The 24,117-nt window shown below is 36.8% G+C and carries 27 protein-coding genes and 1 tRNA gene; 3 read left to right on the top strand and 25 right to left on the bottom strand.

Annotated elements, in window-relative coordinates:
• Positions 1–62 precede the first annotated feature (62 nt).
• From EKM63_RS00140 to EKM63_RS00035, 22 genes are all read right to left on the bottom strand, one after another.
• Positions 63–926, bottom strand: coding sequence for a helix-turn-helix domain-containing protein (locus tag EKM63_RS00140; protein ID WP_125702488.1), 864 nt, complete (start codon positions 924–926; stop codon positions 63–65).
• 101 nt (positions 927–1,027) lie between these two features.
• Entirely contained in the window at positions 1,028–1,321 is a 294-nt protein-coding gene (locus tag EKM63_RS00135) for a glycine cleavage system protein H (RefSeq protein WP_125702486.1), read from the bottom strand.
• Between the two features lie 15 nt (positions 1,322–1,336).
• Positions 1,337–2,539 (bottom strand): FtsW/RodA/SpoVE family cell cycle protein, encoded by a 1,203-nt coding sequence (locus EKM63_RS00130; protein ID WP_164504872.1) that lies wholly within the window; start codon positions 2,537–2,539, stop codon positions 1,337–1,339.
• An 11-nt stretch (positions 2,540–2,550) separates the two neighbouring features.
• The gene (locus EKM63_RS00125; protein ID WP_125702482.1) at positions 2,551–2,772 is read right to left on the bottom strand and encodes a DUF2969 domain-containing protein; all 222 of its coding nucleotides are present in this window, start codon (positions 2,770–2,772) and stop codon (positions 2,551–2,553) included.
• A 9-nt stretch (positions 2,773–2,781) separates the two neighbouring features.
• The gene (gene yidD / locus EKM63_RS00120) at positions 2,782–3,075 is read right to left on the bottom strand and encodes a membrane protein insertion efficiency factor YidD (RefSeq protein WP_225418235.1); all 294 of its coding nucleotides are present in this window, start codon (positions 3,073–3,075) and stop codon (positions 2,782–2,784) included.
• A 2-nt stretch (positions 3,076–3,077) separates the two neighbouring features.
• Complete coding sequence (locus EKM63_RS00115; protein WP_125702478.1) at positions 3,078–3,260, bottom strand: DNA-directed RNA polymerase subunit beta; 183 nt, start codon at positions 3,258–3,260, stop codon at positions 3,078–3,080.
• Positions 3,261–3,268: 8 nt separating this feature from the next.
• Positions 3,269–4,258: a rod shape-determining protein gene (mreB, locus tag EKM63_RS00110; RefSeq protein WP_125702476.1), complete on the bottom strand. Its 990-nt coding sequence runs from the start codon at positions 4,256–4,258 to the stop codon at positions 3,269–3,271.
• A gap of 95 nt (positions 4,259–4,353) precedes the next feature.
• Positions 4,354–5,676: a UDP-N-acetylglucosamine 1-carboxyvinyltransferase gene (gene murA, locus EKM63_RS00105; protein ID WP_125702474.1), complete on the bottom strand. Its 1,323-nt coding sequence runs from the start codon at positions 5,674–5,676 to the stop codon at positions 4,354–4,356.
• Positions 5,677–5,705: 29 nt separating this feature from the next.
• Positions 5,706–5,936 (bottom strand): DUF1146 family protein, encoded by a 231-nt coding sequence (locus EKM63_RS00100; protein WP_125702472.1) that lies wholly within the window; start codon positions 5,934–5,936, stop codon positions 5,706–5,708.
• A 103-nt stretch (positions 5,937–6,039) separates the two neighbouring features.
• Complete coding sequence (locus tag EKM63_RS00095) at positions 6,040–6,471, bottom strand: F0F1 ATP synthase subunit epsilon (protein ID WP_125702470.1); 432 nt, start codon at positions 6,469–6,471, stop codon at positions 6,040–6,042.
• A gap of 15 nt (positions 6,472–6,486) precedes the next feature.
• Positions 6,487–7,938: a F0F1 ATP synthase subunit beta gene (atpD, locus tag EKM63_RS00090; RefSeq protein WP_125702468.1), complete on the bottom strand. Its 1,452-nt coding sequence runs from the start codon at positions 7,936–7,938 to the stop codon at positions 6,487–6,489.
• A gap of 20 nt (positions 7,939–7,958) precedes the next feature.
• Positions 7,959–8,876 (bottom strand): F0F1 ATP synthase subunit gamma, encoded by a 918-nt coding sequence (locus EKM63_RS00085; RefSeq protein WP_125702466.1) that lies wholly within the window; start codon positions 8,874–8,876, stop codon positions 7,959–7,961.
• A 17-nt stretch (positions 8,877–8,893) separates the two neighbouring features.
• A complete protein-coding gene (atpA, locus tag EKM63_RS00080; protein ID WP_125702464.1) occupies positions 8,894–10,423 on the bottom strand; it encodes a F0F1 ATP synthase subunit alpha in 1,530 nt (509 codons plus the stop codon).
• 15 nt (positions 10,424–10,438) lie between these two features.
• On the bottom strand, positions 10,439–10,987 hold the full coding sequence (gene atpH, locus EKM63_RS00075; RefSeq protein ID WP_125702462.1) for an ATP synthase F1 subunit delta: 549 nt from the start codon (positions 10,985–10,987) through the stop codon (positions 10,439–10,441).
• A complete protein-coding gene (gene atpF, locus EKM63_RS00070; RefSeq protein WP_125702460.1) occupies positions 10,974–11,495 on the bottom strand; it encodes a F0F1 ATP synthase subunit B in 522 nt (173 codons plus the stop codon). The genes atpH and atpF overlap by 14 nt, the downstream gene beginning before the upstream one ends.
• A gap of 71 nt (positions 11,496–11,566) precedes the next feature.
• Positions 11,567–11,779 (bottom strand): F0F1 ATP synthase subunit C, encoded by a 213-nt coding sequence (atpE, locus tag EKM63_RS00065; RefSeq protein WP_048702666.1) that lies wholly within the window; start codon positions 11,777–11,779, stop codon positions 11,567–11,569.
• Between the two features lie 23 nt (positions 11,780–11,802).
• A complete protein-coding gene (atpB, locus tag EKM63_RS00060; RefSeq protein WP_125702458.1) occupies positions 11,803–12,513 on the bottom strand; it encodes a F0F1 ATP synthase subunit A in 711 nt (236 codons plus the stop codon).
• An 87-nt stretch (positions 12,514–12,600) separates the two neighbouring features.
• The gene (gene upp / locus EKM63_RS00055) at positions 12,601–13,230 is read right to left on the bottom strand and encodes a uracil phosphoribosyltransferase (RefSeq protein ID WP_125702456.1); all 630 of its coding nucleotides are present in this window, start codon (positions 13,228–13,230) and stop codon (positions 12,601–12,603) included.
• A gap of 12 nt (positions 13,231–13,242) precedes the next feature.
• Positions 13,243–14,253 (bottom strand): L-threonylcarbamoyladenylate synthase, encoded by a 1,011-nt coding sequence (locus tag EKM63_RS00050; protein WP_125702455.1) that lies wholly within the window; start codon positions 14,251–14,253, stop codon positions 13,243–13,245.
• 2 nt (positions 14,254–14,255) lie between these two features.
• Positions 14,256–15,107, bottom strand: a complete 852-nt coding sequence (gene prmC, locus EKM63_RS00045; protein WP_164504871.1) for a peptide chain release factor N(5)-glutamine methyltransferase — start codon at positions 15,105–15,107, stop codon at positions 14,256–14,258.
• Entirely contained in the window at positions 15,085–16,182 is a 1,098-nt protein-coding gene (gene prfA, locus EKM63_RS00040) for a peptide chain release factor 1 (RefSeq protein ID WP_125702451.1), read from the bottom strand. The genes prmC and prfA overlap by 23 nt, the downstream gene beginning before the upstream one ends.
• 14 nt (positions 16,183–16,196) lie before the next feature.
• A complete protein-coding gene (locus tag EKM63_RS00035) occupies positions 16,197–16,778 on the bottom strand; it encodes a thymidine kinase (protein WP_125702449.1) in 582 nt (193 codons plus the stop codon).
• 150 nt (positions 16,779–16,928) lie between these two features.
• Here EKM63_RS00035 and EKM63_RS00030 point away from each other — a divergent pair, with 150 nt between their 5' ends.
• The gene (locus tag EKM63_RS00030; protein ID WP_125702447.1) at positions 16,929–18,278 is read left to right on the top strand and encodes a Mur ligase family protein; all 1,350 of its coding nucleotides are present in this window, start codon (positions 16,929–16,931) and stop codon (positions 18,276–18,278) included.
• Between the two features lie 16 nt (positions 18,279–18,294).
• Here EKM63_RS00030 and EKM63_RS00025 read toward each other — a convergent pair whose 3' ends face one another.
• From EKM63_RS00025 to EKM63_RS00015, 3 genes are read right to left on the bottom strand one after another with little or no spacing between them, the layout of a single operon-like run.
• Positions 18,295–19,266 (bottom strand): serine hydrolase domain-containing protein, encoded by a 972-nt coding sequence (locus EKM63_RS00025; RefSeq protein WP_125702445.1) that lies wholly within the window; start codon positions 19,264–19,266, stop codon positions 18,295–18,297.
• A gap of 57 nt (positions 19,267–19,323) precedes the next feature.
• The gene (locus EKM63_RS00020) at positions 19,324–21,213 is read right to left on the bottom strand and encodes an ABC transporter ATP-binding protein (protein WP_125702443.1); all 1,890 of its coding nucleotides are present in this window, start codon (positions 21,211–21,213) and stop codon (positions 19,324–19,326) included.
• On the bottom strand, positions 21,213–22,934 hold the full coding sequence (locus EKM63_RS00015; RefSeq protein ID WP_125702441.1) for an ABC transporter ATP-binding protein: 1,722 nt from the start codon (positions 22,932–22,934) through the stop codon (positions 21,213–21,215). The genes EKM63_RS00020 and EKM63_RS00015 overlap by 1 nt, the downstream gene beginning before the upstream one ends.
• Positions 22,935–23,034: 100 nt before the next feature.
• Between EKM63_RS00015 and EKM63_RS00010 the strand changes: the two genes are divergently transcribed.
• Together EKM63_RS00010 and EKM63_RS00005 are read left to right on the top strand one after the other, a co-directional pair.
• Complete coding sequence (locus tag EKM63_RS00010; RefSeq protein ID WP_125702439.1) at positions 23,035–23,709, top strand: CPBP family intramembrane glutamic endopeptidase; 675 nt, start codon at positions 23,035–23,037, stop codon at positions 23,707–23,709.
• A gap of 274 nt (positions 23,710–23,983) precedes the next feature.
• Positions 23,984–24,056: transfer RNA gene (locus EKM63_RS00005), tRNA-Glu, on the top strand.
• Positions 24,057–24,117: the final 61 nt, after the last annotated feature.

Below are 24,117 nucleotides of genomic sequence, written 5' to 3'. Positions count from 1 at the left end.
AAAAATAGCATATCAAAAGGGCTGAATTCAATTAATGAATTCAGCCCTTTTTAAATTTAAATTTAATTGTTGAAAATATTAAGACTCATCTTACTTATTTTTGATTTTAAGTTGTCGAACATATTCTTGTTGTCGCTGATACTTGAGATAACATAAGCCTTGATGTAATCTTCATCACTCTTTTGTCCATCTTTTGTTCCAGCTTCAGCCATATAACAATACATTGAGTCAAGTTTGAACAATGATTGTTCTTTTCTAGCAATATAAATTCCTTCGTTAGCATACTCGATAACACTTTCGTTATCACCTAGTTCTAGAGCTAACTCAGACATGTTAGCATAGATCAAAATACTGTCGCGATAGTTTTCATCGTTGATTTTCTCTACACTAGATTTGATCAATTCTTTTGATTGATCATAGTAAACTTTAGCTTCATCATCTGAACCCTTGTTTACATATGCCTTAGCAGTATAAATATTGATAAGAATATCATACATGTCGACACTAACAATATTGACATTCATAGCACGGTTGAAGTCAAAAATTGCTTTATCATAATTCTTTTCTACTTCATATTCAACTAACCCACTAAAGAAGTGGATCAATTTAATTTCTTGCTTATTATTAATATTAATGTCACGTAATTTATCTAATTTAGAAACGATGCCATCATAGTCGTCTTGATAGAACAACTTTTTGATTTCGCTAATAATTGAATAAATTTGACTATCGTCATTAACAATTACGAGGTTCATTGTGATACCCAGTCTTTCACAAATGCGAACCAAGATTTCCATGCTAGGTATTTTGTCTTTCTTTTCGATAAGACTGACCGTAGCTTGCGTACAAATACCGTCAGCTAGTTCTGACTGAGAAATACCTCTCAGTTTTCTATAATGACGAATTTTTTCACCCAAGATTTTCATAAAAAACTACCCCATTCATTTATTAATTTCAGGATAATTTAAACAGTTCTTAAAAAAACTTGCAAGAAATAAGCAACAATAAAAGAATATGTTAAAAAAATTTAATTGTTAACTTCGAAAAGCCAAGCTTCTTCTTCAGAACCATTCAATAGTTCTGGAGTGTCGTTCAATTTATCATTAACATTCACAATTTTCCCAGATACTGGTGATTGTAGTTCAACAACAGCTTTTTGAGCTTCCACTGAACCAGTAGAATCACCCTTATGAATATCCTTACCAACAATTGGTAAGTCGACAAACTTAACGTCACCTAAAGCATGTTGACCTTCCTTTGTTAATCCGACACGTTGAGATTCATCCATGTCTTTTACCCACAAATAATTTTTCTTTGACATACCTTTAACCTACCTCTACCTCTGTTTAAATGATCCATTTTCAAACATGTAACTCTTGTGATGGAAACGCATCGACATGACTAATCCGATACCGATCATATTACCAAGTAAAGCTGAACCACCTTGGGATATGAACGGTAATGGTATACCTGTCAATGGCAATAAACCAACACTCATACCGATATTTTCGAAAACATGGAACAAGATCATCATAATAACACCTGTGGAAACGTAGGCATAAAATTCATTTTTTGTATCGAACGTAACTTGAATCATTTGGTAAATCAACAAGAAGTACAATAAAATCACGACACAAGATCCAATAAATCCAAAGTTTTCTCCAATAACGGAGAAGATCATATCAGACTCACGTACCGGTACATAAACGTTTGATACGTTAAAGCCTTTTCCGAACAATTGACCTGAGCCAATTGCCTTCATATTTTGCCAAATCTGATAACCATTCTCAGTGGTATCTTGAGAAGGATTCAACCAGCTATCAATTCTGGCAAATTGATATGATTTAAAACCTAAGTTCATAAGGATTGGGCGTCCCCAATCAGTTGCTGCCAAAGTTATTGCTGTTCCACCAACGATGGCGACAACTCCAAATACCGTTCCTATAATGCGCCAATCAATTCCTGAAACTAGAACCATACCACCCAGAATTGCGATGAACACTAGCAAAGTACCAAGGTCTTTTTGCAAAGCCAATAGTACCAACACAGGTAATGTCCACAATAATAATTTTCCTAATAATAGAAAATCAGTTCTGAGAGTATGTGCGCCGTACTCACTGTTGTGATTCGTTATGACCTTACCTAACATAAGTATGTAGGCAGGTTTCATAACTTCAGACGGTTGAAAGGTAAACGGTCCGAGCGCAAACCAACTTTTTGCACCGGTCTGTGCCTCATATGCTCGACTGTAGAATATTAAAACCAATACTAGTAAAAATAAACCAGCGTAATAAGCATAATTTGCAACTTGCCATAATTGTTCAGCATCAAACTGCATAATTACAGCAACGATAACTGCACCGATCACATACCAGACCAACTGTGAAACAACGTTCTTCAGCGGATTTTGCGAGTCATGGATAGTCGCCACATAAATCGACAACAGGCCAATAATTGCAAGCATCATAACTGAAAAAATAATTCCATAATCAATTCTTGATTCTAGATCATTTTCTTTATTATTATTCCTCATTTGCATTTTAACACCTATTAATGATTATGTAGATTATATTGCATTAACAATTCGTTTATTGCATCATCTAGCTTAACTGATTTAAATGGTGTGTCTTTGCTATCAACAAAAGAAAGGAATCTATCCCCTTCTTTACGAATTGTACCAATATATTTTTTTCCATCCCAAAGTTCATATGTTTCAGGATCATCACTAATATCTTTCAAATTAATTTCGATGGGTTTGTTCTTCTTTGCCATTAAATCTACCTATTCTTTACTATGAAATTTTTTTGCAATAATCTCGTCCTCATAGTCCTCTGGATGAGGGTTTCTGAAGATTGTGAAATTATCCGGAACTGGATCAACTCCGCCACGGACAAAGGGATTACAACGCAGTATTCTTGCAGTACCCATTATTGCTCCCAAAATTGCCCCATGCTTTTGGACCGCAGAAATAAAATAACTTGAGCAAGTTGGATAATATCGACAACTTGGCGGAAGCACGGGAGAAATAAATTTTTGATATATTCTCACTATACCAATCAATAATTTTTTTAACATATTTATCTCAGAAAGTCGAACATATGTATCCAAGTACCTGGCCATAATACTGCAAGTGGATTAGACCCACCTAGTCCAGAACCAATCAACATACCCAAAATTAAAAAGATAAGCATGAATAAAACAACCCAGCCAATCTTTTTAAAGATATCGCGACGATACTCTTTTCCAAAATCTCGTTTCATATTACACCTTAATATTTCTTATGTTTTTCAATATTTTCTAGTAATATTCCAGTACCCAAAGCAACTGAATCCAATGGATGATCAGTCATTAGAACTGGTACTTGAAGTTCTTGTGAAAGTAACTTGTCAAGATTCTTCAATAGTGCACCACCACCAGTGAGCATGATTCCACGATCAATGATATCAGCCGATAATTCAGGTGGTGTCTCTTCTAGCACACCCTTAGCAGCATCAATAATCTGTGTAACACCATCATGGAGAGCTGTTTCGATTTCTTTTTCATTTAAAGTAATTTCTTTTGGTAGTCCCGTAACAATGTCGATACCACTTGCTGAGAATGTCTCGTTCTCGTTACCATCTAAAGCAGCACCAATTTGTTTCTTAATTTCCTCGGAAGTTCTTTCACCAATAATCAAACTATGACTTTGTTTTACATAAGTTTGAATGGCTGTTGTCATTTTATCTCCAGCAAATCTCAATGAACGGCTTGTAACAACATCCCCCATTGATAACACGGCGATATCACTAGTACCACCACCGATATCAATGACCATGTTACCTTGAGGTTTGAAGATATCCAAACCAGCACCAACGGCGGCAACTTTTGGCTCTAATTGAAGATAAACCTTACCACCGCCAGCTTGTTCAGCTGCTTCGATAATAGATTTTTGTTCAACTGGAGTTACATTAGTTGGCGCACAGATCATAGTAACGGGTTTAGAGAACATACTCTTTACGTTCAATTTGTCGATAAAATACTTCAACATTTGTTCTGTGATATTAAAGTCAGCAATAACTCCATCCTTCAAAGGACGAATTGCCTTAATATTAGCTGGTGTTCTACCAACCATTTGATAAGCATCCTTACCAACTGCGACAACTTCATTAGTTCGTGAGTTGATCGCAACAACAGAGGGTTCGTTTAAGACGATTCCCTCTCCTTTTACATCTATTAATACGTTTGCAGTTCCTAAATCAATTCCAAGATATTTCGCCATACTATATCCTCCAAAAATCTAGACAAAAAAAGTATATCATAACCAACGCTCTCATTACATTCGTAATAAAAAAAGAAAGTGGATCAACCACTTTCTTAAGCAAGTTTATCAGCACTGGTTACTGTCTTAAATACTAAACTTTCTCTTCCGTTATCATCAACAGAAACACGCCTAATATTAGCACCTAAATCTCTTAACTTCTCTGTAAAATTATAATAGCCTCGATCAAGATATTGCAAGTTTGAAACTCTTGTTTCACCCTTAGCAACTAATCCTGCAAGAACTAATGCAGCGGCAGCACGTAAGTCTGTAGCTGCAACATTGGCACCAGACAAGCTGGCTGGTCCAAACATGATCACTGAATTACCTTCAATTTTGTAATCAGCTTGCATTTTACCAAACTCTGGGAAATGCATAAAACGATTTTCAAACACGGTCTCTGTCATTACAGTTGTACCATTACTCAATAATTGAGCAAGGGTCATTTGTGCCTGCATGTCAGTTGGGAAACCAGGATGTGGCAATGTCTTAACATCTACCGCCTTCAAATCATCAGTTCCGATAACACGGATCCCTTCATCAGATTCAATGATTTGAACGCCCATCTCAGTTAATTTTGAAATCAATGGTTTGTTGTGAGCAACAACGGCATCTTTAATAAAGATATCACCATTTGTAACTGCAGCAGCAACCATAAATGTTCCTGCTTCGATACGGTCTTGCATGATTGAATGTTCACAGCCATGTAGTTCTTTAACACCTTTGATTTTGATGGTGTTAGTACCGGCACCTGTAATATCAGCACCCATTTTACTTAATACATTGGCTAGGTCGACAATTTCTGGTTCACGAGCAACGTTGTCGATTACTGTCTCACCGTCAGCTAAAGTTGCAGCCATCATGATATTTTGAGTTGCCCCAACACTAGGAAAATCTAAATAGATGTCTGCACCATGCAAACCATCAGTAATTGCGTCAATATATCCACCATTTTGAGTGAATTTTGCGCCCATCGCTTCAAGTCCCTTAAGATGTAGATCAATTGGTCGAGAACCAATTGCACATCCACCTGGCATAGCTACATGAGCTTCTTTTTTACGAGCTAAAATTGGTCCTAAGACAACAATAGAAGCTCTCATTTTATCAACTAGCTCTTCTGGAGCTGTTGTTGAAATTCCGTTTGATGTATCAACTGTTAGTACTTCGTCATTTTGATTAAAATCTACTTTTGCATCGAGTGCGCGTAACACTTTGCACATTGTTGTAACGTCTGATAATGGTGGAATATTAGTAAAATAATTCACACCTTTTGAGACTAACAAAGTAGAAGCAAGTATTGGTAATACTGCATTCTTGGCGCCTTCGATCTTAACTGTCCCCTGTAAGCGGGAAGGTCCATTTACGATGATTTGTTGCAATATATTTCCCTCCAAAACGTTAGATTAAATTAGAAAAGTAACGTCAGGTTTTGTGACACACTGATAAGACTCAAAACAAATGAGCTAACAGTATAACCAAGCGCAATAGAAACAAGCGCTACAAGTAATTGTAACATTTTTGGGTTACTTTTGTTATATATCTTTCTCCAATCGATTGCCTGTAATGCATTATAGCTTAGCCAGATAAATAGCAAATGACTAATTATGGTAATGATTGCTGTTAGTCCTAGACTTCTCATATTCAAAACCTCTTCACAAACTTTAACACTTATTTATTGTCCTTTGGGGAAGTATTAAAATAATTTAAAAATAAAAAAAGAACTTGGGAATTTTCCCAAGTTCTTATTTGTGTTCACTAACGTTAATTCTATTAATAGCTTTACGTAACGAAACTTGTGCGCGGTCAAGATCATCGACGTTATGCTTATCAGTTGCTGATTTGATTGTCTCCTCAGCTTGTTGTTTAGCATATTTTGCACGTCTCAAATCAATATCACGAGCTCTTTCGGCACTGTTAGCAACAATAGAAACTAGATCATTGCTGAACTCCAAAAAGCCACCGTTAACAGCAATTGCATCTTCATGATCAGGACGATCTGGTCGTCTGACACGAACTTCAGCAATCTTCAATGGAGCAATGATTGGTTCATGATTTGACATGATACCAATATCTCCATTGATGGCGCTGGCAACGATTAGACTTGCATGATGATTATAGACAACACCATCAGGAGTAACAATATTGACCGTCATTGCATTATCTTGATCAGCCATATTATTCCCTCCTTATTAGTTAGCAACTGCTTCAGTTGCGTCATCGCCTTGTTCACCAGCTGGACTCCAGCCCATCTTCTTAGCTTTTTCTAATACATCTTTGATTCCACCAACACCGTTAAAGGCATCTTCTGGAACATCATCATATTTACCATCAAGAATTGCTCTAAAGTCTTTAACTGTTTCTTCAACTGGAACATATGATCCTGGAATACCAGTAAATTGTTGAGCAACACTGAAGTTTTGTGATAAGAAGAATTGTATACGTCTTGCACGTGCAACGACGGTCTTTTCTTCATCAGATAATTCATCCATACCAAGAATTGAAATGATATCTTGTAATTCACGATAACGTTGCAATACTTGTTGAACCTCTGTAGCAACAGCATAATGCTCTTTACCAACGATAGAAGGATCTAGAGCAGATGATGATGAAGCTAGTGGATCAACTGCAGGATAAATACCTTGTTCTGTCAATTTACGTTCAAGGTTAGTTGTTGCATCCAAATGGGCGAAAGTTGTTGCAGGAGCGGGATCAGTATAATCATCCGCTGGAACATAAACAGCTTGAATTGAAGTAATTGAACCCTTCTGTGTAGAAGTGATTCTTTCCTGCAATTGACCCATTTCTGTAGCAAGTGTTGGTTGATAACCAACGGCTGAAGGCATACGACCAAGTAAGGCAGAAACCTCAGAACCAGCCTGTGTAAATCTAAAGATATTATCAATGAACAATAGAACATCTTGTCCTTCGACATCACGGAAGTACTCAGCAATTGTCAAACCTGTTAAGGCAACACGCATACGAGCACCAGGTGATTCGTTCATTTGTCCATAAACCATGGCAGTCTGTTTAAGAACACCAGATTCTTTCATTTCATAATAAAGGTCATTACCTTCACGAGTTCTTTCACCAACACCTGAGAATACTGAAATACCATCATGTTCCTCAGCAATGTTATGAATCAACTCTTGGATCAAAACGGTTTTACCAACACCGGCACCACCGAACAATCCAACTTTACCACCACGAACGTATGGTTCGAGTAAGTCAATAACTTTGATACCTGTTTCCAGGATCTCAGTAGATGTGTTTAGTTCATCGTATGCAGGTGCATCACGGTGAATACTATCACGTCTGTAATCTGCAGGGAATGGATCCCCGAAATCAATTGTCTCACCTAAAACGTTAAACACACGTCCAAGTGTTTCTTTACCTACAGGAACTGAAATAGGAGCTCCTGTATTAACAACATCAGCACCTCTTTGAAGTCCGTCAGTTGAACTCATAGAAATAGCACGCAAGGCGCCATCACCAAGTTCCAACGCAACTTCAACGGTGATTTCTGAACCGTCGCTTTTTGTGATATGAAGAGCATCGTTTAGTTTAGGTAGATCACCATCTAAAGGAAACTCAACATCAACAACTGGTCCAATAACTTGAATAACTTTTCCTTTGCTACTCATTAATTTGGCTCCTTTCTAAACTATTCTAGTGCCGCAGCACCGCCAACGATTTCTGTGATCTCAGTAGTTATTTGAGCTTGACGAGCACGATTATAATGCAACGATAAATCAGATATCAAATCATCTGCATTATCCGTAGCAGCTTTCATCGCTGTAACTGAAGCAGCATGTTCTGCTGTTTTAGCATCCATCATAGCGCCAAACATTAAACTCTCAATATATTGAGGGACAATCGCTGATAGAACTTCTTCCGGATTTGGTTCCGTAATATATTCACTGGCTATGTGTTCCTCTTCCATTGTTGTATCCTTTGGTGCTTCAAGAGGCAATAATTTTGCATCAGTGAATTTAGATACCAATGAATTAATATGATGATTATGACAAACATGAATTTCATCGAAAGTTCCTGCTTGATACAACTGTAAAATAGATTTCACGATCGGAGCGACATCCTCCACAGTAGGTACATCAGGTAAACCACGATATTCATACGAAATGTCATAGCCACGAGTTTTAAAGAACTCAGTTCCTGTGGCTCCAAGTGAAATAATAGTAAATTTACTCTTGTCATTGTTATATTTCTTTTTAAAAATATCCATCATGGCTTTTAAAATATTACTGTTATATCCACCAACAAGTCCACGATCACTCGTCAAAACTACATAGGCAGTTCTTTTAACATCACGAATTTGCAAAATATTATTAAGACTCAATGGGTCAGCAGAATTTCCACCAACGGAAATCTGTTTGAATACATCCCCCACTGTCAAATGTCTGACAATTTCTGCAACCTTATCTGCATAAAGTTGATAAGCCATAGATTGTTTTTCAATACGTGAAAGTTTGGCACCAGAAACCATTTGCATGGCTCTTGTTATTTGACCGGTTTTTTTAGTAGAAGAAATTCTTCTTTTAATGTCCATTAGGGACTCAGCCATTTTTCAAACCTCCAGTATTATTTCTCTGACTCATCGACGGTCTTTGAAGCCAAGAAGTTTTTAGTAAACTCATCAACTCCAGCTTTCATATCGTCTTCATCAGGCAGAACGCCTTGTTCTTTGATTGTCTTCAATAGATCAGCATGGTTAGCTTCGAAAAATTCAGAAAGTGAAGCTTCATATTCTTGAATATCTTCAACTTTAACTTGATCCAGGAATCCACGTGTTAAAGCAAACAAGATCAATACTTGATGCTCAACAGGGTCTGGAGCATGAACAGGTTGTTTAAGAACTTCAACCGTTCTACGACCACGATCCAACTTAGCTTTTGTAGCTTCATCAAGATCTGATCCAAATTGTGCGAATGATTCCAATTCACGATATGAAGAAAGATCTAGACGTAAAGTACCAGCAACTTTCTTCATGGCTTTAATTTGAGCATCCCCACCAACACGAGAAACAGAAGCACCAGCATCAATAGCTGGACGTGTACCTGAATAGAATAAGTCACTACTCAAGAAAATCTGTCCATCAGTGATAGAAATAACGTTTGTTGGAATATAAGCAGAAATATCACCGGCTTGTGTTTCGATGATAGGAAGTGCGGTCATTGACCCACCACCTAAATCATCACTCAACTTAGCAGCACGTTCTAGTAAACGTGAATGTAAGTAGAAAACATCACCAGGATATGCTTCACGCCCAGGTGGTCTACGTAGCAATAGTGATATTTCACGATAAGCAGTAGCTTGCTTGCTTAAATCATCATAAACGATCAAAACATGTTTGCCGTTGTACATGAAATATTCACCCATTGCAGCACCAGCATATGGTGCGAAATAAAGCATAGGAGCTGGTTGACTAGGTCCAGCTTCAACAACGATTGTGTAGTCCATGGCACCATGTTGTCTCAAAGTTTCAACTTGGTTTCTGATAGTTGATTCCTTTTGACCAATAGCAACATAAACACAGATCATATCTTGATCCTTTTGGTTGATGATCGTATCAATAGCGATTGAAGTCTTACCAGTTTTACGGTCACCGATAATCAACTCACGTTGACCACGGCCAATAGGAACTAATGAATCGACAGCTTTCAAACCTGTTTGTAACGGTTCGAAAACTGACTTACGTTGCATAACACCTGGTGCAGGAGATTCGATAGGTCTAGTTTTGTCAGTCTTAATATCTCCAAGTCCATCTACTGGTTGACCCAAAGAATTTACGACACGTCCAATCATTTCTTCACCAACTGGAACTTCCATGATACGACCAGTTCTCTTAACTGTATCGCCTTCACGGATTTGATCGTAATTTCCTAAAATGATGATACCAACATCATCACTTTCAAGGTTTTGAGCCACACCAAAAGTACCGTCTTGGAATTCAAGTAATTCACTTGCCATGGCATTCTCAAGGCCATTAGCACGAGCAATACCATCACCAACGTATGTAACTGTACCTACTTCATCAACTGAGAGTTCATTTTTATAGTTCTTCAACTGTTCTTTGATCAGTGAACTAATCTCTTCAGTTTTGATGCTCATTCTTTTCACCTCGACTTATTTGTTAACCAATAGCAAATTCTTGATATCAGTATACTTTTTAAGAATACTTCCATCGATTACTTGATCACCAACACGGATAATAACTCCACCGATGATTGAAGGATCTACTATTTTTGTTAAGTTTACTTCTTTTACTGAAAAACGTTTTTTAACTACATCTTTGAGTTTGTCTTCTTGTTCAGAATCCAAGGCAATAGTTGAAGTTACAGAAACTTCAACAATACCGTTGTCTTCATCGTATTTTGCGATAAAGGCATCAGCAATTTCATCTACACAGTCTAAACGATTACGTTCAAACAGCATCGATAAGAAATCTTGCATCAAGGGACCAAATTGAGACTTCAACGCATCCAAAATCTTAGCTTTCTCAATACGAGAAAGTGAGCGCCCTGCTAAAGCAAAGCTCAGACTTGGGTTTTCAGTATAAACAGTCTTGAGTGCTTTTAGATCTTCTAGCACTTCATCAACATTATTTTGTTCTTCAGCGACTTCATATAAGGCTTTGCTGTAACGTTTACCAACTTGAAATTTACTTAGTTTCATTGTTTACAGTCAACTCCTTAATATAAGAGTCGATAAGTGACTTTTGATCGTCAGAATTAAGCTCTTTGGAAATGACTTTGGAAGCAATTTCCAATGACAAGTTTGCAATGTCATTTTGTGCTTCTTGCATTGCATCTTGTTTAGCTTTTTCAGCGTCTGACTGTGCTTTTGTTCTTACATTTTCAGCTTCACTATGAGCGCTGGCAACAATGGTTTTCTTTTGATCATCACCATTTTCTTTTGCCTTATTTACGATCTCAATAGCTTCCGCACGTGAATTTCTAAGTGCTTCTTCACGTTCCTTTGCCATTTTATCGGCACGAGCACGTTCTTGATCAGCATAATCCAAATCACCAGTGATTTTTTCTGATCTGGCATCCATCATCTTTGTGATAGGTCCCCAAGCGTACTTCTTAACTGCAAGAGTTAAAAGGATAAAAGATATAAGAATAAATAGCATGTCACCCAAAGCTAATTTACCTGCTCCAAGTACTAAAATACTTGCCATATTCTCTGCTCCTTCCTTTCCTATAAAACATAAAAAGGCGATTTATATTATCGCCGGTTTGACTGTATGTATTATACGAAAAGAATAACGAATGCAATAGCAATAGCAATGATAGGAACAGCTTCGATAAGACCAACACCAATAAACATAGTACCTCTTAATTGACCAGATACTTCGGGTTGACGAGCCATACCTTCAAGTGTTTTAGAGATAACAAGTCCGTTACCAATTGATGCACCAAAAGCTGCTAGACCAGCTGCAATAGCTGCCGCGATTTCTTTCATAATTTAAAATCCTCCAATAAATGTTATTCTTTTGTCATTTTACGTGAAATATAAACCATTGATAATGTGGTAAATACGTACGCTTGGATGGCTCCAATAAATACTGAAAAGCCTTGCCATATCATTTCAATAGGTATTGCTACCACGAAAGATACGATACCAAAACTTTTAGCAACAGTTCCAATAAGTGCTAGAAGAACTTCACCAGCAAAGATATTACCGTAAAGACGAAGTGACAACGTTAGAAAGTTTGTAAACTCCTCTAGAAGGTTAACTGGTGTTAAAAATGCAACCGGTCTTGCAAAGTTACCTAAGTAACCACCAAATCCAAATTTCTTAACTGAATAATAGTGTGCAAGCAACAATGAGACCAATGCCAGTGACATTGTGATCATTGGATTTGCGGTTGGAGATTTTAGATAGGTGTATCCGCCAACCTTAACTTGGAGAATAAGACCTAATTGGTTAGAAACAAAAATAAACAAGAACAGCACAAAGGCATATAGATTGAAATTTTTGCCGGAACCGTCAGGGAATGCTTGTTTAACAATACTATTCGTAAAGTCGACCATCCATTCCATTACATTCTGAGCTTTTCCAGGTCTCATAGTGATCTTTCTTGATAGCGAATATACCAATATGAAAACAAGGATTGCCGCAACTACTGCAGATAAGCAATTCGCAACGTTGAAGGTTAATCCGAACGCGTCAAAGAACTTATATTTATCATCCAATAATAACCCCCCTTTCTTCGCTTATTGAGAACATTTGATACCTCAAAATGATAACACTATAAAAACTTTATTTAAATAGTGAATTATTTATTTTGTACCAAATAATCTATCTCCAGCATCACCTAGACCAGGGAAAATATAACCAGTATCTGTAAGTTTTTCATCAAGAGATGCGGCGTAGATATCAACATCAGGATGAGCTTCTTGAACTGCTTTTACACCTTCAGGTGCAGCAACTAAAACAACCAATCTCATATGTTTAGCTCCACGCTTCTTCAAAGCTTCAATAGCCATGTTGGCTGAACCACCAGTTGCTAACATTGGATCTACGATAAACAATTCACGTTGATCGATGTCGCTTGGGAGTTTAACAAAATATTCATGTGGTTGAAGAGTTTTCTCGTCACGATACATACCAATGTGTCCAACTTTAGCAGCTGGGATCAATTGTAATACACCGTCGACCATGCCAAGTCCAGCACGTAATATAGGAATAACAGCTAATTTCTTTCCTGCAATCATCTTCTGAGTTGATTTACCCATTGGTGTTTCAACTTCGACATCAGTTAATGGTAAATCCCTTGTGATTTCATAAACCATAAGTTCAGCAATTTCATTGGCAACTTCACGGAACACCTTTGTTCCTGTGTGCTTGCTTCTAATAATAGTAAGTTTGTGTTGGATCAATGGGTGATTTAGTACTTGAAATTTTGACATAAATATTTCTCCTTAATTTTTATAATGTTGTTGACCAGCAGATTTATTCAAACGGTTTCTATAAGCTTCGCCATGGGCGTCATCTGGAAAACCTTGTGCCAGAATGAAGGCAGTTTTATCATCATCCAAAGCTCGAAGTCCAGCAAATAAATGTTTTGACGCACTGTAGATATCTGTACCTAATGAGAACTTATGAAAGTTGTCTGGCAATTGTTCAAGAATCTCGTCTGTAGCTAAAATTCCGATTCGACCAGTTTGTTCACAACATTCAGAAAGTGCATTCTTAAAATCCTTTGGATCATCGATAATAATTACTTGAGCATTGGGCGCATAGTGTTTGTATTTCATCCCTGGTGCTTTGGGAACTTCACTATCAGTAACTTTATGATGATCACTTCTGACTGTTCCAATTACTTCTTCTAATTGATCACTATCGATCATTCCTGGTCGAAGAATTGTAGGAATTTCAGCTGACAAATCAATTACTGTCGATTCGACACCTATGACAGTTGGTCCATCATCTAAAATAGCGGAAATCTTCCCCTTCAAATCATGATAGACGTGTTTTGCTTCTGTAGGACTAGGTTTACCACTAGTATTAGCGGACGGTCCAACTATCGGCTTCCCGAATTCCTTAATCAATTTAAGAGTCAAACTATTGTTGGGCATTCGAAACGCAGCAGTAGTCAACCCTCCGGTTACTTCTTTAGATAACTTTCCAGGTTGGATCGGCATGATTATTGTCAATGGACCCGGCCAAAACTTGTTCATCAACTTCTCCGCTAATGGTTTGTATTTCGTATCTGCATACTCCCAAACCATTGCTGGGCTATCAACATGCACTATCAATGGATTATCGCTTGGACGACCTTTGGCGGCATAAACATCTTTGACAATGTCTGGTCTAGTTGCATCTGCTCCTAATCCGTAAACTGTCTCAGTTGGAAAAGCGACTAACTTGCCATCTGCTAAAAAATCAACAGCTTCTGACAATCTATCGCTCTTCAGAATTTCTGTTTCCAACGTTACACCTTCTTCCTATATGCTTTTAAATACCTATAATGGTCATCAATATCCTTATAGAATTCTACAACATATTCGGGCATGTTTTTAGCAAAAATTTGTTTAATTTCAGATTTTTGTTGATAACCGAATTCCATATACAAACAACCATCGTCTGTTAAATACTTTTCAGCATTCAATGAAATGTTCTGGTAAAAGTCTAAACCATTATTTGCGCCATATAAAGCCAAATCCGGCTCAAACTTTATAACACTCTCATCCATGACATTTTTTTCTGATTCTGCAATGTATGGAGGGTTCGAAACAATCGTATTGAATTTTTGTGGTTTGATTTTACTGAATAAATCACTTTGCTGAAAATACACATTATTCGTCTGATAATTATCAGAATTTAACTGTGCTACTTTCAATGCACCATCAGAAATATCAGTTGCTAAGATTTCATCATCTGGAAAAGCCAGTCCTAAGCTGATAGCAATAACTCCTGATCCAGTTCCAATATCGAGAACTTCATGGTTATCCTCATCATGATCATCAATTATCTTCTGAACCATTTCTTCAGTTTCCTGTCTAGGAATCAAGACGTTTTCATCCACTGTGAAATCTTTTCCCATAAAATATGCGTGTCCAAGGATATATTGCACTGGTTCATCATTTTTCAGTCTAACCAATCCATCACGAAATCTATGCAATGTTCGATTTGGGATTGGCTCATTTCGATGCAATTGTAGTTGCGTGTAATTGAATCCTGATAGCTCTTCTAATAAGTATTCCGCATCTTCAGGAAACTTATTTGCTTCTTTTAACATGAAAAAAGCCCTATCAAGGGCTTTAGAATAACTTAGTCTCTCCACTTTGAATTTGCTCCAATTTTTGAGTTTGATCAAACACAACTAATGCATCGATAATTTCATCGAGGTCACCATTCATAATACGATCAAGTTTGTTGAGAGAAAGTCCAATTCTATGATCAGTAACACGGTTTTGTGGATAATTATATGTACGAATGCGTTCAGAACGATCACCAGTACCAACGGCAGATTTACGTTTTTCATCATATTCACTTTGGTTTTCTGATTCATAGTAATCATAAACACGTGAACGCAAAATTTGCATAGCTTTCTCACGGTTTTGTTGCTGTGAACGTTGGTCTTGCATGGCAACAACGATACCTGTAGGTAAATGGGTCATACGAACAGCTGAAGATGTTTTATTGATATGCTGACCACCAGCACCGGATGAACGATAAACATCGGTACGAATATCTTTAGGATCAATATCAACATCAACTTCATCATATTCTGGCATGATTGCAACGGTAGCTGTAGATGTATGAACACGTCCAGCTGATTCAGTTGCAGGAATTCTTTGAACACGGTGTGCACCATTCTCATACTTGAGTTTTGAGTAAACACGGTTTCCTGTGATCATTACAGCGACATCTTTGTAACCACCAACTTCGGTAGCATTTTCATCGATGATCTCAAAGGTCCAACCTTGTTTTTCAGCATATTTGCTGTACATGCTCAATAAGTCAGCAGCAAACAAACTGGCTTCATCACCACCAGCAGCTCCACGGATCTCCATGATAATATTTTTATCATCATTAGGGTCCTTTGGTAACATCAACAGTGTGATTTCGTGTTCAACCTTTTCAAGTTCTTCTTTTGATGAGTTCAATTCATCTTTAGCCATTGCTTGCATTTCTGCATCATCGGTTTCACGCAAAATCTCATCACTATCACTGATACTTTGTTTTAACTCTTTATATTTCTTAAATGCAGCAACAACATCACGCATATCAGCTTCTTCTTTAGAAAGCTTCATATAACGTTTTGTGTCATTAATAACTTCTGGATCACTCATTAACTCTTGTAATTCGTTGTATCTATCGATGAGTGATTCTAATTGATCAAAAATTTTATCCAATTTAAGAATCCTTTCTATTCATCTTTTAACATTGGAGGATTATTGTAGTGACGACGACATACTGGATAGTACATTTCGTTTCCACCAATTGCTATTTGGTCGCCTTCATACACTGGCTTACCATCAGACATACGCATATTCATTGTAGCCTTTTTCTTACAGAACCAGCAGATTGTTTTCATCTCTTCTAGCTTATCTGCATATAATAACAGATATTTAGAACCTTCAAATAATTCATTGCGAAAATCATTTTTCAAACCGAATGCCATTACCGGAATTCCAAGTTTATCTACAACTTGAGTTGCTTGAATAACTTGTTCTTTTGTCATGAATTCACATTCATCGATCAAAACACAAGCAGCGTCGGTATTCTTTGTTTTAACGATATCATAAACATCAGAATCATGTTTTAAGGCAATTGCATCTGCCTCGAGTCCAATTCGGCTGGAGATTTTGCCAGTGCCGGATCTAGTATCCAAAACGCTAGTCATCAAGATCACTGACTTTCCTTGTTCTTTGTAATTATGAGCAACCTTCAATATTTCAATTGATTTGCCACTGTTCATTGCACCAAATTTAAAAAATAGTTGAGCCAAATTTCCGCCTCCAAAATTATATCCTTGAAAATTATACCCAAAACCATGATGAATTGACACATTAAACATTGTCTAAATTCAAACAAAATTGAATAAAATACAAAATAGGTATGATAATATATTTTTAATTAAACAAATTGAGGTTTTAGAATGACACTTAAATCAAGTTTTGCAACACTTACAGGAAAAGCTTCATATTTTGTACTTAGTAATTTCTTCAATGGTGGTTCTTCCTATCCTGGAAAAATTGCTTACAAGATCGACCCCGATATTTTAGGAAGTCTCGGGAAAAATTACGATTTGATAATCGTGACTGGAACTAACGGTAAGACATTAACTACATCATTGATCAACAAGATGTTAGTTCAAAAATACGATGATGTATTAACAAACCCAACTGGTTCTAACATGATCCAAGGTATCGTTACTAGTTTCATCACTCATCGTAAAAAGAGCGACAAACCATTAGCCGTCTTAGAAGTCGATGAGGCAAACGTTGAAATTATTTGTAGATATATTAAGCCTAAGTATTTCGTGCTCACTAATATTTTTAGAGACCAAATGGACCGATATGGTGAAATCTACACTACTTATCAAAAAATCCTTAATGGTATCAAGTTGGCCCCTGAAGCTACGATCATAGCTAATGGCGATGCCGCAATCTTCTCTTCTAAAGAATTACCAAACAAAATCGTCTACTATGGATTCTCAGACAAAGGATTTGAAAATACTGATATCAAGGCTCCAACGAATACTGATGGAGTGTTATGTCCTAAATGTAACCACATTCTGCATTATCACAATATTTCGTATGCCAACTTGGGAAGCTATTTCTGTCCAAACTGTGGATTCGAACGTAATAAACTTGACTACGAAGTTACCGACATTAGTATGCTACTACCTAACAAAACCAAATTTGAAATCGATGGCAATCAATTTGAGATGAATATCGGTGGAAAATATAACGTGTATAACGCACTAGCCGCTTACGCTGTCGCATCTGAACTTGGAATCAGCCAAAAACAGATATCTAAAGCCTTCTCTTATGATGAGAAAGTCTTTGGTCGTCAAGAAACCATCCGTGTCGGTGAAAAAGATGTAAATATTATCTTAGTCAAAAATCCAGTTGGACTAAATCAAGTCATCGAAACAATTTTGAGTGATGATTCAGATTACTCGTTGGCATTTCTATTGAATGCTAACTATGCAGATGGTATTGATACCAGTTGGATCTGGGACGCTAACTTTGAAGATTTCGATTATGATAAGATCCCACTGGTGATCACTGGTGGAAAACGATTAAAGGATGTTACCTATCGCTTCAAAATTGCCGGACTCGATATGAATAAGAACCGTCAAACTGTTGAAATCGAAGATTTCGTCAAAGAAATCCCAAATGTTCCGACAAAGAAGTTATATGTTTTAGCAACATATACAGCTATGATGTCATTACGTCGGACTTTAAGTGATCAAGGCTATATTAAAACAAAGAAAAAATAAGAAGCCAACTGGCTTCTTATTTTTTGTCTTCATTCAAAAAATCCTGAAGAATATTGTCTCTGCGTCTTAAAAACAACTCATTATGCTCAACTGGATGAACTCGATTAGTCAGAACTACCATCGCATTTTGAGTTTCATAATCAACGGCAATAAAATGACCTGTATAACCTGTATGAAAAAGTACATGACCAGATCCCTCAGGTTTTATGTCCCATCCCAAAGATCTACCTGGATCAAGATGCGTATAATTATGATACAAATTTTTATTATCAGGCTCCAACATTATTTGAGTGAATTTCATAACATCATCAATAGTGGAAAACATCCCTGCTGAACCACAACGTAAGCCCAACTGACGAGCTTTCGGATCATTTGGTATACCAATAAGATATCTTCCATCAACTCTGTACGTGGGCACACAACGACCAATTTGAGGCTCAAATGTAGTATCGTTGAGATTCAATTTCTTTAAAACAGTGTTTTCGATAACTTTTTGAACTGGTTGTCGATAGAATTGTTCAATTATCAAACCTAAAAAAATCAAGCCAGTGTCTGTATAGACAACTTTTTTATCGAAATTTTCAGTTACCGGTAATTTTAACAGAGCATCAATCAATTGGTCTGCTGACAAGCTATCACGATCAGGAATGTATCCTGCAATCCCAGAAGTGTGAGTCAACAGATGAAAGATCTCTACTCGACTATCTTTGAAGCCCGGTAAATAATTATGGATCGGATCGTGTAATCCGATCTTACCTTCTTTGATCAATTGAATTATTAAAGGTACGGTTCCCATAACTTTGGTTAGCGACGCCAAATCATATTGGTCACCCTGTGATAAAGGCGTAATTTCGGGTTGCCATGATTTCTTGCCAAGTACGTGAATTTCAGATTTTGAGCCACTGATAAATCCATAACTGACACCAGGCACAACTTGCTTATTAACTAAATCTATTATTTGAGCTTCTGTTTCCAAAAATTTCTTCATAATTATCTCCAAACAAAAAAGACATGCTTTGCATGTCTTTTATTATACCAAATTTGTTTAAATAGCAACGTTTCCAGCAAACTGACTATTGTAAAGGTCTGCATAGAATCCATTTTGTGCCATAAGTTCATCATGATTTCCAGTCTCAACGATAGAGCCCTCATTCATAACAATGATCTTATCAGCATCTTGAATAGTTGAAAGTCTGTGAGCAACAACGAAACTTGTTCTGTTCTTCAATAGACGTTCCATCGCATGTTGAATATGCAATTCAGTTCTTGTATCAACAGATGAAGTTGCTTCATCAAGAATCAAGATTTCTGGATCAGCCACAAAGGCACGTGCAATTGTGATCAACTGACGTTGTCCTTGAGAAATATTTGAAGCTTCCTCATTCAAGACAGTGTCGTATCCATCTGGCAATTGACGAACGAAGGCATCAACGTGAGCAGCTTTCGCAGCAGCGATAACTTCGTCTTTAGAAGCATCCTGATTACTATATTTCAAGTTGTCATAAATAGTTCCGGTGAACAGCCATGTGTCCTGAAGAACCATTGCATAGTGACTTCTGACATCTTCACGACTCATATTACGGATATCCTTACCATCCAATTTGATGGAACCACCCTTAACATCATAAAAGCGTTCCAGTAAATTGATGATAGTTGTCTTTCCGGCACCGGTAGGACCAACAATAGCAACCATCTCACCAGGTTTGACTTCCAGATTATAATCTTTCATCAACAATGGCTTGTCAGCATATCCGAAGTCCATATGATCCAAAATAACTTTCTTATCAGTTTGAATATCTGGAACATCGACAGCTGAATTATCCATTTCTGGTTCATCGATAACTTCAAAAATACGTTCAGCTGAAGCTACAGTAGCTTGGATAGTATTGGCCAAGTTAGCTAACTGCGTAATTGGTTGAGAGAATTGATTCATGTACTGTAAGAAAGCTTGGATATTACCAAGAGAAACACTACCATTGGCAACTTGAATACCACCGACCATGGCTACGAAAACATAACCAAGGTTATTGATAAGTGTCATCAAAGGCATGATAATACCAGAAATCATCTGAGCTTTCCATGAAGCTTTGTACAAAGTAGCATTCTCTTCATCAAACTTACCGATAGCTTCTTTTTCATGGTTGAAACTCTTAACGACCACGTGTCCAGCATAATTTTCTTCAACTTGGTTGTTCAATAAACCAAGTGATTTTTGCTGGGCAGCAAAGAATTTTTGTGAGCTTGGAACAATGAATCCAACAACTACCAAACTCAAAGGAATAGTTGCCAGAGCAATCAGAGTTAATTGCCAACTGATCGTGAACATCATCCACAAAACACCAATGAACGTCACTGTACTTGTTACCAGTTGAGTCAAACTCTGTTGCAATGTACCAGCGATGTTATCCATATCATTTATGGCACGAGACATGATATCACCGTTTGAATGTTCATCATAATAGCTGATTGGCAAACGTCTCATCTTACCTTTTAAGTCACGTCTCAATTTATAAACAGTCCGTTGTGAGATTCGAGTCATAACGAATTGTTGGATAAAACTAAATAAACCGGAAGCAAGGTACATCAAGAACACAATTAAAATAATTTGTTCGATTTTTGTGAAATCTATTGGAAATTGATCAACTTTGATACCGGCTTTTTGTTGAGCAACACCAGTCATAAATCCCTTGTATATTTCTGTGGTAGCTTGTCCCAGTACTTTAGGAGTCATAACTTGGAATACTGAAGACAATACTGCCAAAACAACAACAGCAATCAGTCCCCAAATATAAACAGACATGTACTTGGCTAATCTTCCAACCGTTTTCCAAAAGTTCTTTGGCTTAGCAGGTTTTGGACCAGCTGGGCCTGGGCCATGATGTCCTTGTGGACCTGGTCCAGAATTAGTAGTTGAAGTATCTTTTTCTTTAGCCATTATTTTGCCTCCTTGATCTGAGACTCGATAATTTCTTGATAAGTCTTATTATTTTCTTTCAATTCTTCGTGAGTACCTAAACCGACCATCTTACCGTTATCAAGGACCACGATTTGATCAGCATCAGCAACTGTTGAGATACGTTGACCAACGATCACGACAACACTTTGTTGAATCTTTTCGTCAGCTTTTAGAGCAGTACGAAGATTCAAATCAGTCTTGAAATCAAGTGCTGAGAACGAATCATCAAACACATAGATCGATGCATCTTTAACCAATGCTCTAGCAATAGCAAGACGTTGTTTTTGACCACCTGAGAAGTTATCTCCTCCTTGTTCAACAACAGCATCCAACTGACCATCAAGTTCTTTAACAAACTCAGCAGCTTGAGCAACTTCTAATGCGTGCCAAATCTCATCATCAGTCGCATCTGCTTTACCATAAAGCATATTTGACTTGATAGTACCTTTGAACAAGACTGCTTTTTGAGGAACCATAGCAACTTGTTCGTTGATATCAGCAGAGTTAAGTGCTTTGACATCAGTGCCATTTAGACTTACGACACCAGTCTCTGAATCATAGAATCGTGGTATCAAATTGATCATAGTAGTCTTACCTGATCCAGTACCACCAATGATTGCTAATGTTTGACCGCTATCAACTTTAAAATTGATATTAGACAAAGCAAGTCTTTCCGCACCTAAATATCTAAAGTTAACATCATTGAATTCAAGTGAAACTTCATCTTTGATTTTGGCAGGTTTTGCAACTGTATCGATTTGACTCTCTGTATCAAAAACTTCGTTGATACGTGCAGCAGAAGCTGAAGCACGAGGAATCAAAACAAATATAAGTGACAAAATCATGAAACTCATTAAAATCTGCATTGCGTATGTCATGAAAGCAATCAAGTTACCAACTTGCATAGTTTGATTGGCAATGTAATGTGCACCCAACCATGTGATACCAATATTCGTACCACTCATGATCAAGGTTACAAAAGGTGCCATTAAAGCAACAATTGTATAAACTTTGATAGCATTATGTGTGTAATCTTCATTGGCATCTTTGAATCTGTTTTGTTCAAAAGTATCTTGTCTGAAGGCTCTGATAACACGAACACCAGTTAGTCCCTCACGGAAGATCAGATTCAATCTATCAGTCTTTTTCTGCATAGCTTTGAACAACGGAACAGCAAAATACATAACAATTCCGACGACGATAACTAAAGCAGGTATAACAACAATAAATATTTTCGTCATTTCAGCATTCTTTTGATATGCCATTATACTTGCACCAACTAGTAAAATTGGTGCCATGATCATCATTCTCAAGACCATGATAATAACGTTTTGGATCTGCATAACATCATTGGTAGTTCTAGTAGTAAGTGATGAAGTGTCGAAATTATCGAACTCATCGTGGGTAAAAAATAGAACCTTTCTAAATAAATCAGATCTAAGATTTCGACCTAATCCTTGTGATGCTTGAGATGCAAGAAAAACATTACAGATTGATGCAATCACTGTAATTACCGATACAAAGATCATCTTCATACCAGCTTGAACGATATAACCAGTTTGACCTTTGGCAATACCGTTGTTTACAATGTCAGCAGTAATGTTGGGCAAATATAATGAAGCAACAACTTGTACGATCATAAACAATATTGACCCTACAACTTGCCATATATTCAGTCGCCCTCGAACAACTTTAAACATTCCTTCACTCCCTTTTCCTTGACCAGAACAGTCATTGTAGTATTAAATCACTAATTGCGATAAAATTCTATGATATATATAAAAATAAGGTGGTCTTCCATTGACTAATAAAAATAATGAATTCAATCCATTTAAAAGTCTATTGTACATTATAGCCTTTATTCTGCTATTTATAGTAGAACAATTTCCACTTAGCATTCTTGTTGTCACCAAAAAAGAGCTTGGAAATAATTATCAAGCTTATATGAAAGTGGCTCCCTACTTGTCGATCATATTAATGATCATAGCTGGAATAATCCTTTACTTGGTTTTCAGAAAAGCTCAGAAATTTCCTACTAAAAAATTTACGTTAAAAACCTGGATAACTATATTAATTTCTATCGTCTTGATTGTTGCCATAAATTACATCACTTTGCGTTTTGCCAAAAGTTCCAATGCCAACACTGACGCATTAATGACATTGGGAAACAATAACATCCTAATCTTAATGTTATCTATAATTGTGATATCACCCATTTTTGAAGAATTGCTTTTTAGAGGGATCTTCATGAACTGGTTCTTTCCAAATCATCAAGTTATCTCGGCCATTTTGAGTGGTATTGTCTTCGGATTTGCCCATGCTCCAATTTCAGCAAATACTGACTGGGCATATGCGATTTCCAAAATACTTTTGGGAATCATTATTGCCTTCGTTTATTACAAAACTAAAAATATCAAAGCAAACATTACTGTTCACTTCCTAAACAATGTGCTTTCCATGGTCATCCCATACTAATGAATAAAGACCAAAAGAAATTGGAAGAATCCTTCAAAAATACCCTTCGAAGTGTTTTGATGTATGCAATTCTATCAATATTATTATTTGCTACAACATCTGTAACACACTGGATAATACTTGAGTACATCGCAATTGCCGGCGTTATTGTAACACTGGTCTATGTTGTAATATTGATTTATTTAATGGTTTTAATAATTAGAATAAAAAAATGATTAAAAGTTTATTGACAGACAGACAATCGTCAAGGTAAAATATACCAGTATTGTTTGATTGCCCGTTGGTCAAATGGTTTAAGACGCCACCCTCTCAAGGTGGAGTTATGGGTTCGATTCCCATACGGGTGATATTTTAACTATTTTATAACATTTTCATTTTTATAAAAGGGCTGTAAACGTTGAGTTTACG

The organism is Companilactobacillus mishanensis, assembly GCF_003946505.1.
Taxonomy (GTDB): Bacteria; Bacillota; Bacilli; order Lactobacillales; family Lactobacillaceae; genus Companilactobacillus; species Companilactobacillus mishanensis.
Note: the sequence above shows the minus strand (reverse complement) of the source record. Positions and strands in the feature narration are given on the sequence as shown.

What these genes read in the sequence shown, in the direction of transcription:
- EKM63_RS00015 (WP_125702441.1), bottom strand. Translation starts at nt 22,934, where the DNA reads ATGTTTAAAGTTGTTCGAGGGCGACTGAATATATGGCAAGTTGTAGGG.
- EKM63_RS00115 (WP_125702478.1), bottom strand. Translation starts at nt 3,260, where the DNA reads ATGAAACGAGATTTTGGAAAAGAGTATCGTCGCGATATCTTTAAAAAG.
- EKM63_RS00100 (WP_125702472.1), bottom strand. Translation starts at nt 5,936, where the DNA reads ATGAGAAGTCTAGGACTAACAGCAATCATTACCATAATTAGTCATTTG.
- atpE (WP_048702666.1), bottom strand. Translation starts at nt 11,779, where the DNA reads ATGAAAGAAATCGCGGCAGCTATTGCAGCTGGTCTAGCAGCTTTTGGT.
- EKM63_RS00125 (WP_125702482.1), bottom strand. Translation starts at nt 2,772, where the DNA reads ATGGCAAAGAAGAACAAACCCATCGAAATTAATTTGAAAGATATTAGT.
- EKM63_RS00135 (WP_125702486.1), bottom strand. Translation starts at nt 1,321, where the DNA reads ATGTCAAAGAAAAATTATTTGTGGGTAAAAGACATGGATGAATCTCAA.
- EKM63_RS00025 (WP_125702445.1), bottom strand. Translation starts at nt 19,266, where the DNA reads ATGAAGAAATTTTTGGAAACAGAAGCTCAAATAATAGATTTAGTTAAT.
- EKM63_RS00130 (WP_164504872.1), bottom strand. Translation starts at nt 2,539, where the DNA reads ATGCAAATGAGGAATAATAATAAAGAAAATGATCTAGAATCAAGAATT.
- atpF (WP_125702460.1), bottom strand. Translation starts at nt 11,495, where the DNA reads ATGGCAAGTATTTTAGTACTTGGAGCAGGTAAATTAGCTTTGGGTGAC.
- atpD (WP_125702468.1), bottom strand. Translation starts at nt 7,938, where the DNA reads ATGAGTAGCAAAGGAAAAGTTATTCAAGTTATTGGACCAGTTGTTGAT.
- EKM63_RS00030 (WP_125702447.1), top strand. Translation starts at nt 16,929, where the DNA reads ATGACACTTAAATCAAGTTTTGCAACACTTACAGGAAAAGCTTCATAT.
- EKM63_RS00020 (WP_125702443.1), bottom strand. Translation starts at nt 21,213, where the DNA reads ATGGCTAAAGAAAAAGATACTTCAACTACTAATTCTGGACCAGGTCCA.
- yidD (WP_225418235.1), bottom strand. Translation starts at nt 3,075, where the DNA reads ATGTTAAAAAAATTATTGATTGGTATAGTGAGAATATATCAAAAATTT.
- atpH (WP_125702462.1), bottom strand. Translation starts at nt 10,987, where the DNA reads ATGAAACTAAGTAAATTTCAAGTTGGTAAACGTTACAGCAAAGCCTTA.
- EKM63_RS00140 (WP_125702488.1), bottom strand. Translation starts at nt 926, where the DNA reads ATGAAAATCTTGGGTGAAAAAATTCGTCATTATAGAAAACTGAGAGGT.
- EKM63_RS00085 (WP_125702466.1), bottom strand. Translation starts at nt 8,876, where the DNA reads ATGGCTGAGTCCCTAATGGACATTAAAAGAAGAATTTCTTCTACTAAA.
- atpA (WP_125702464.1), bottom strand. Translation starts at nt 10,423, where the DNA reads ATGAGCATCAAAACTGAAGAGATTAGTTCACTGATCAAAGAACAGTTG.
- mreB (WP_125702476.1), bottom strand. Translation starts at nt 4,258, where the DNA reads ATGGCGAAATATCTTGGAATTGATTTAGGAACTGCAAACGTATTAATA.
- upp (WP_125702456.1), bottom strand. Translation starts at nt 13,230, where the DNA reads ATGTCAAAATTTCAAGTACTAAATCACCCATTGATCCAACACAAACTT.
- EKM63_RS00095 (WP_125702470.1), bottom strand. Translation starts at nt 6,471, where the DNA reads ATGGCTGATCAAGATAATGCAATGACGGTCAATATTGTTACTCCTGAT.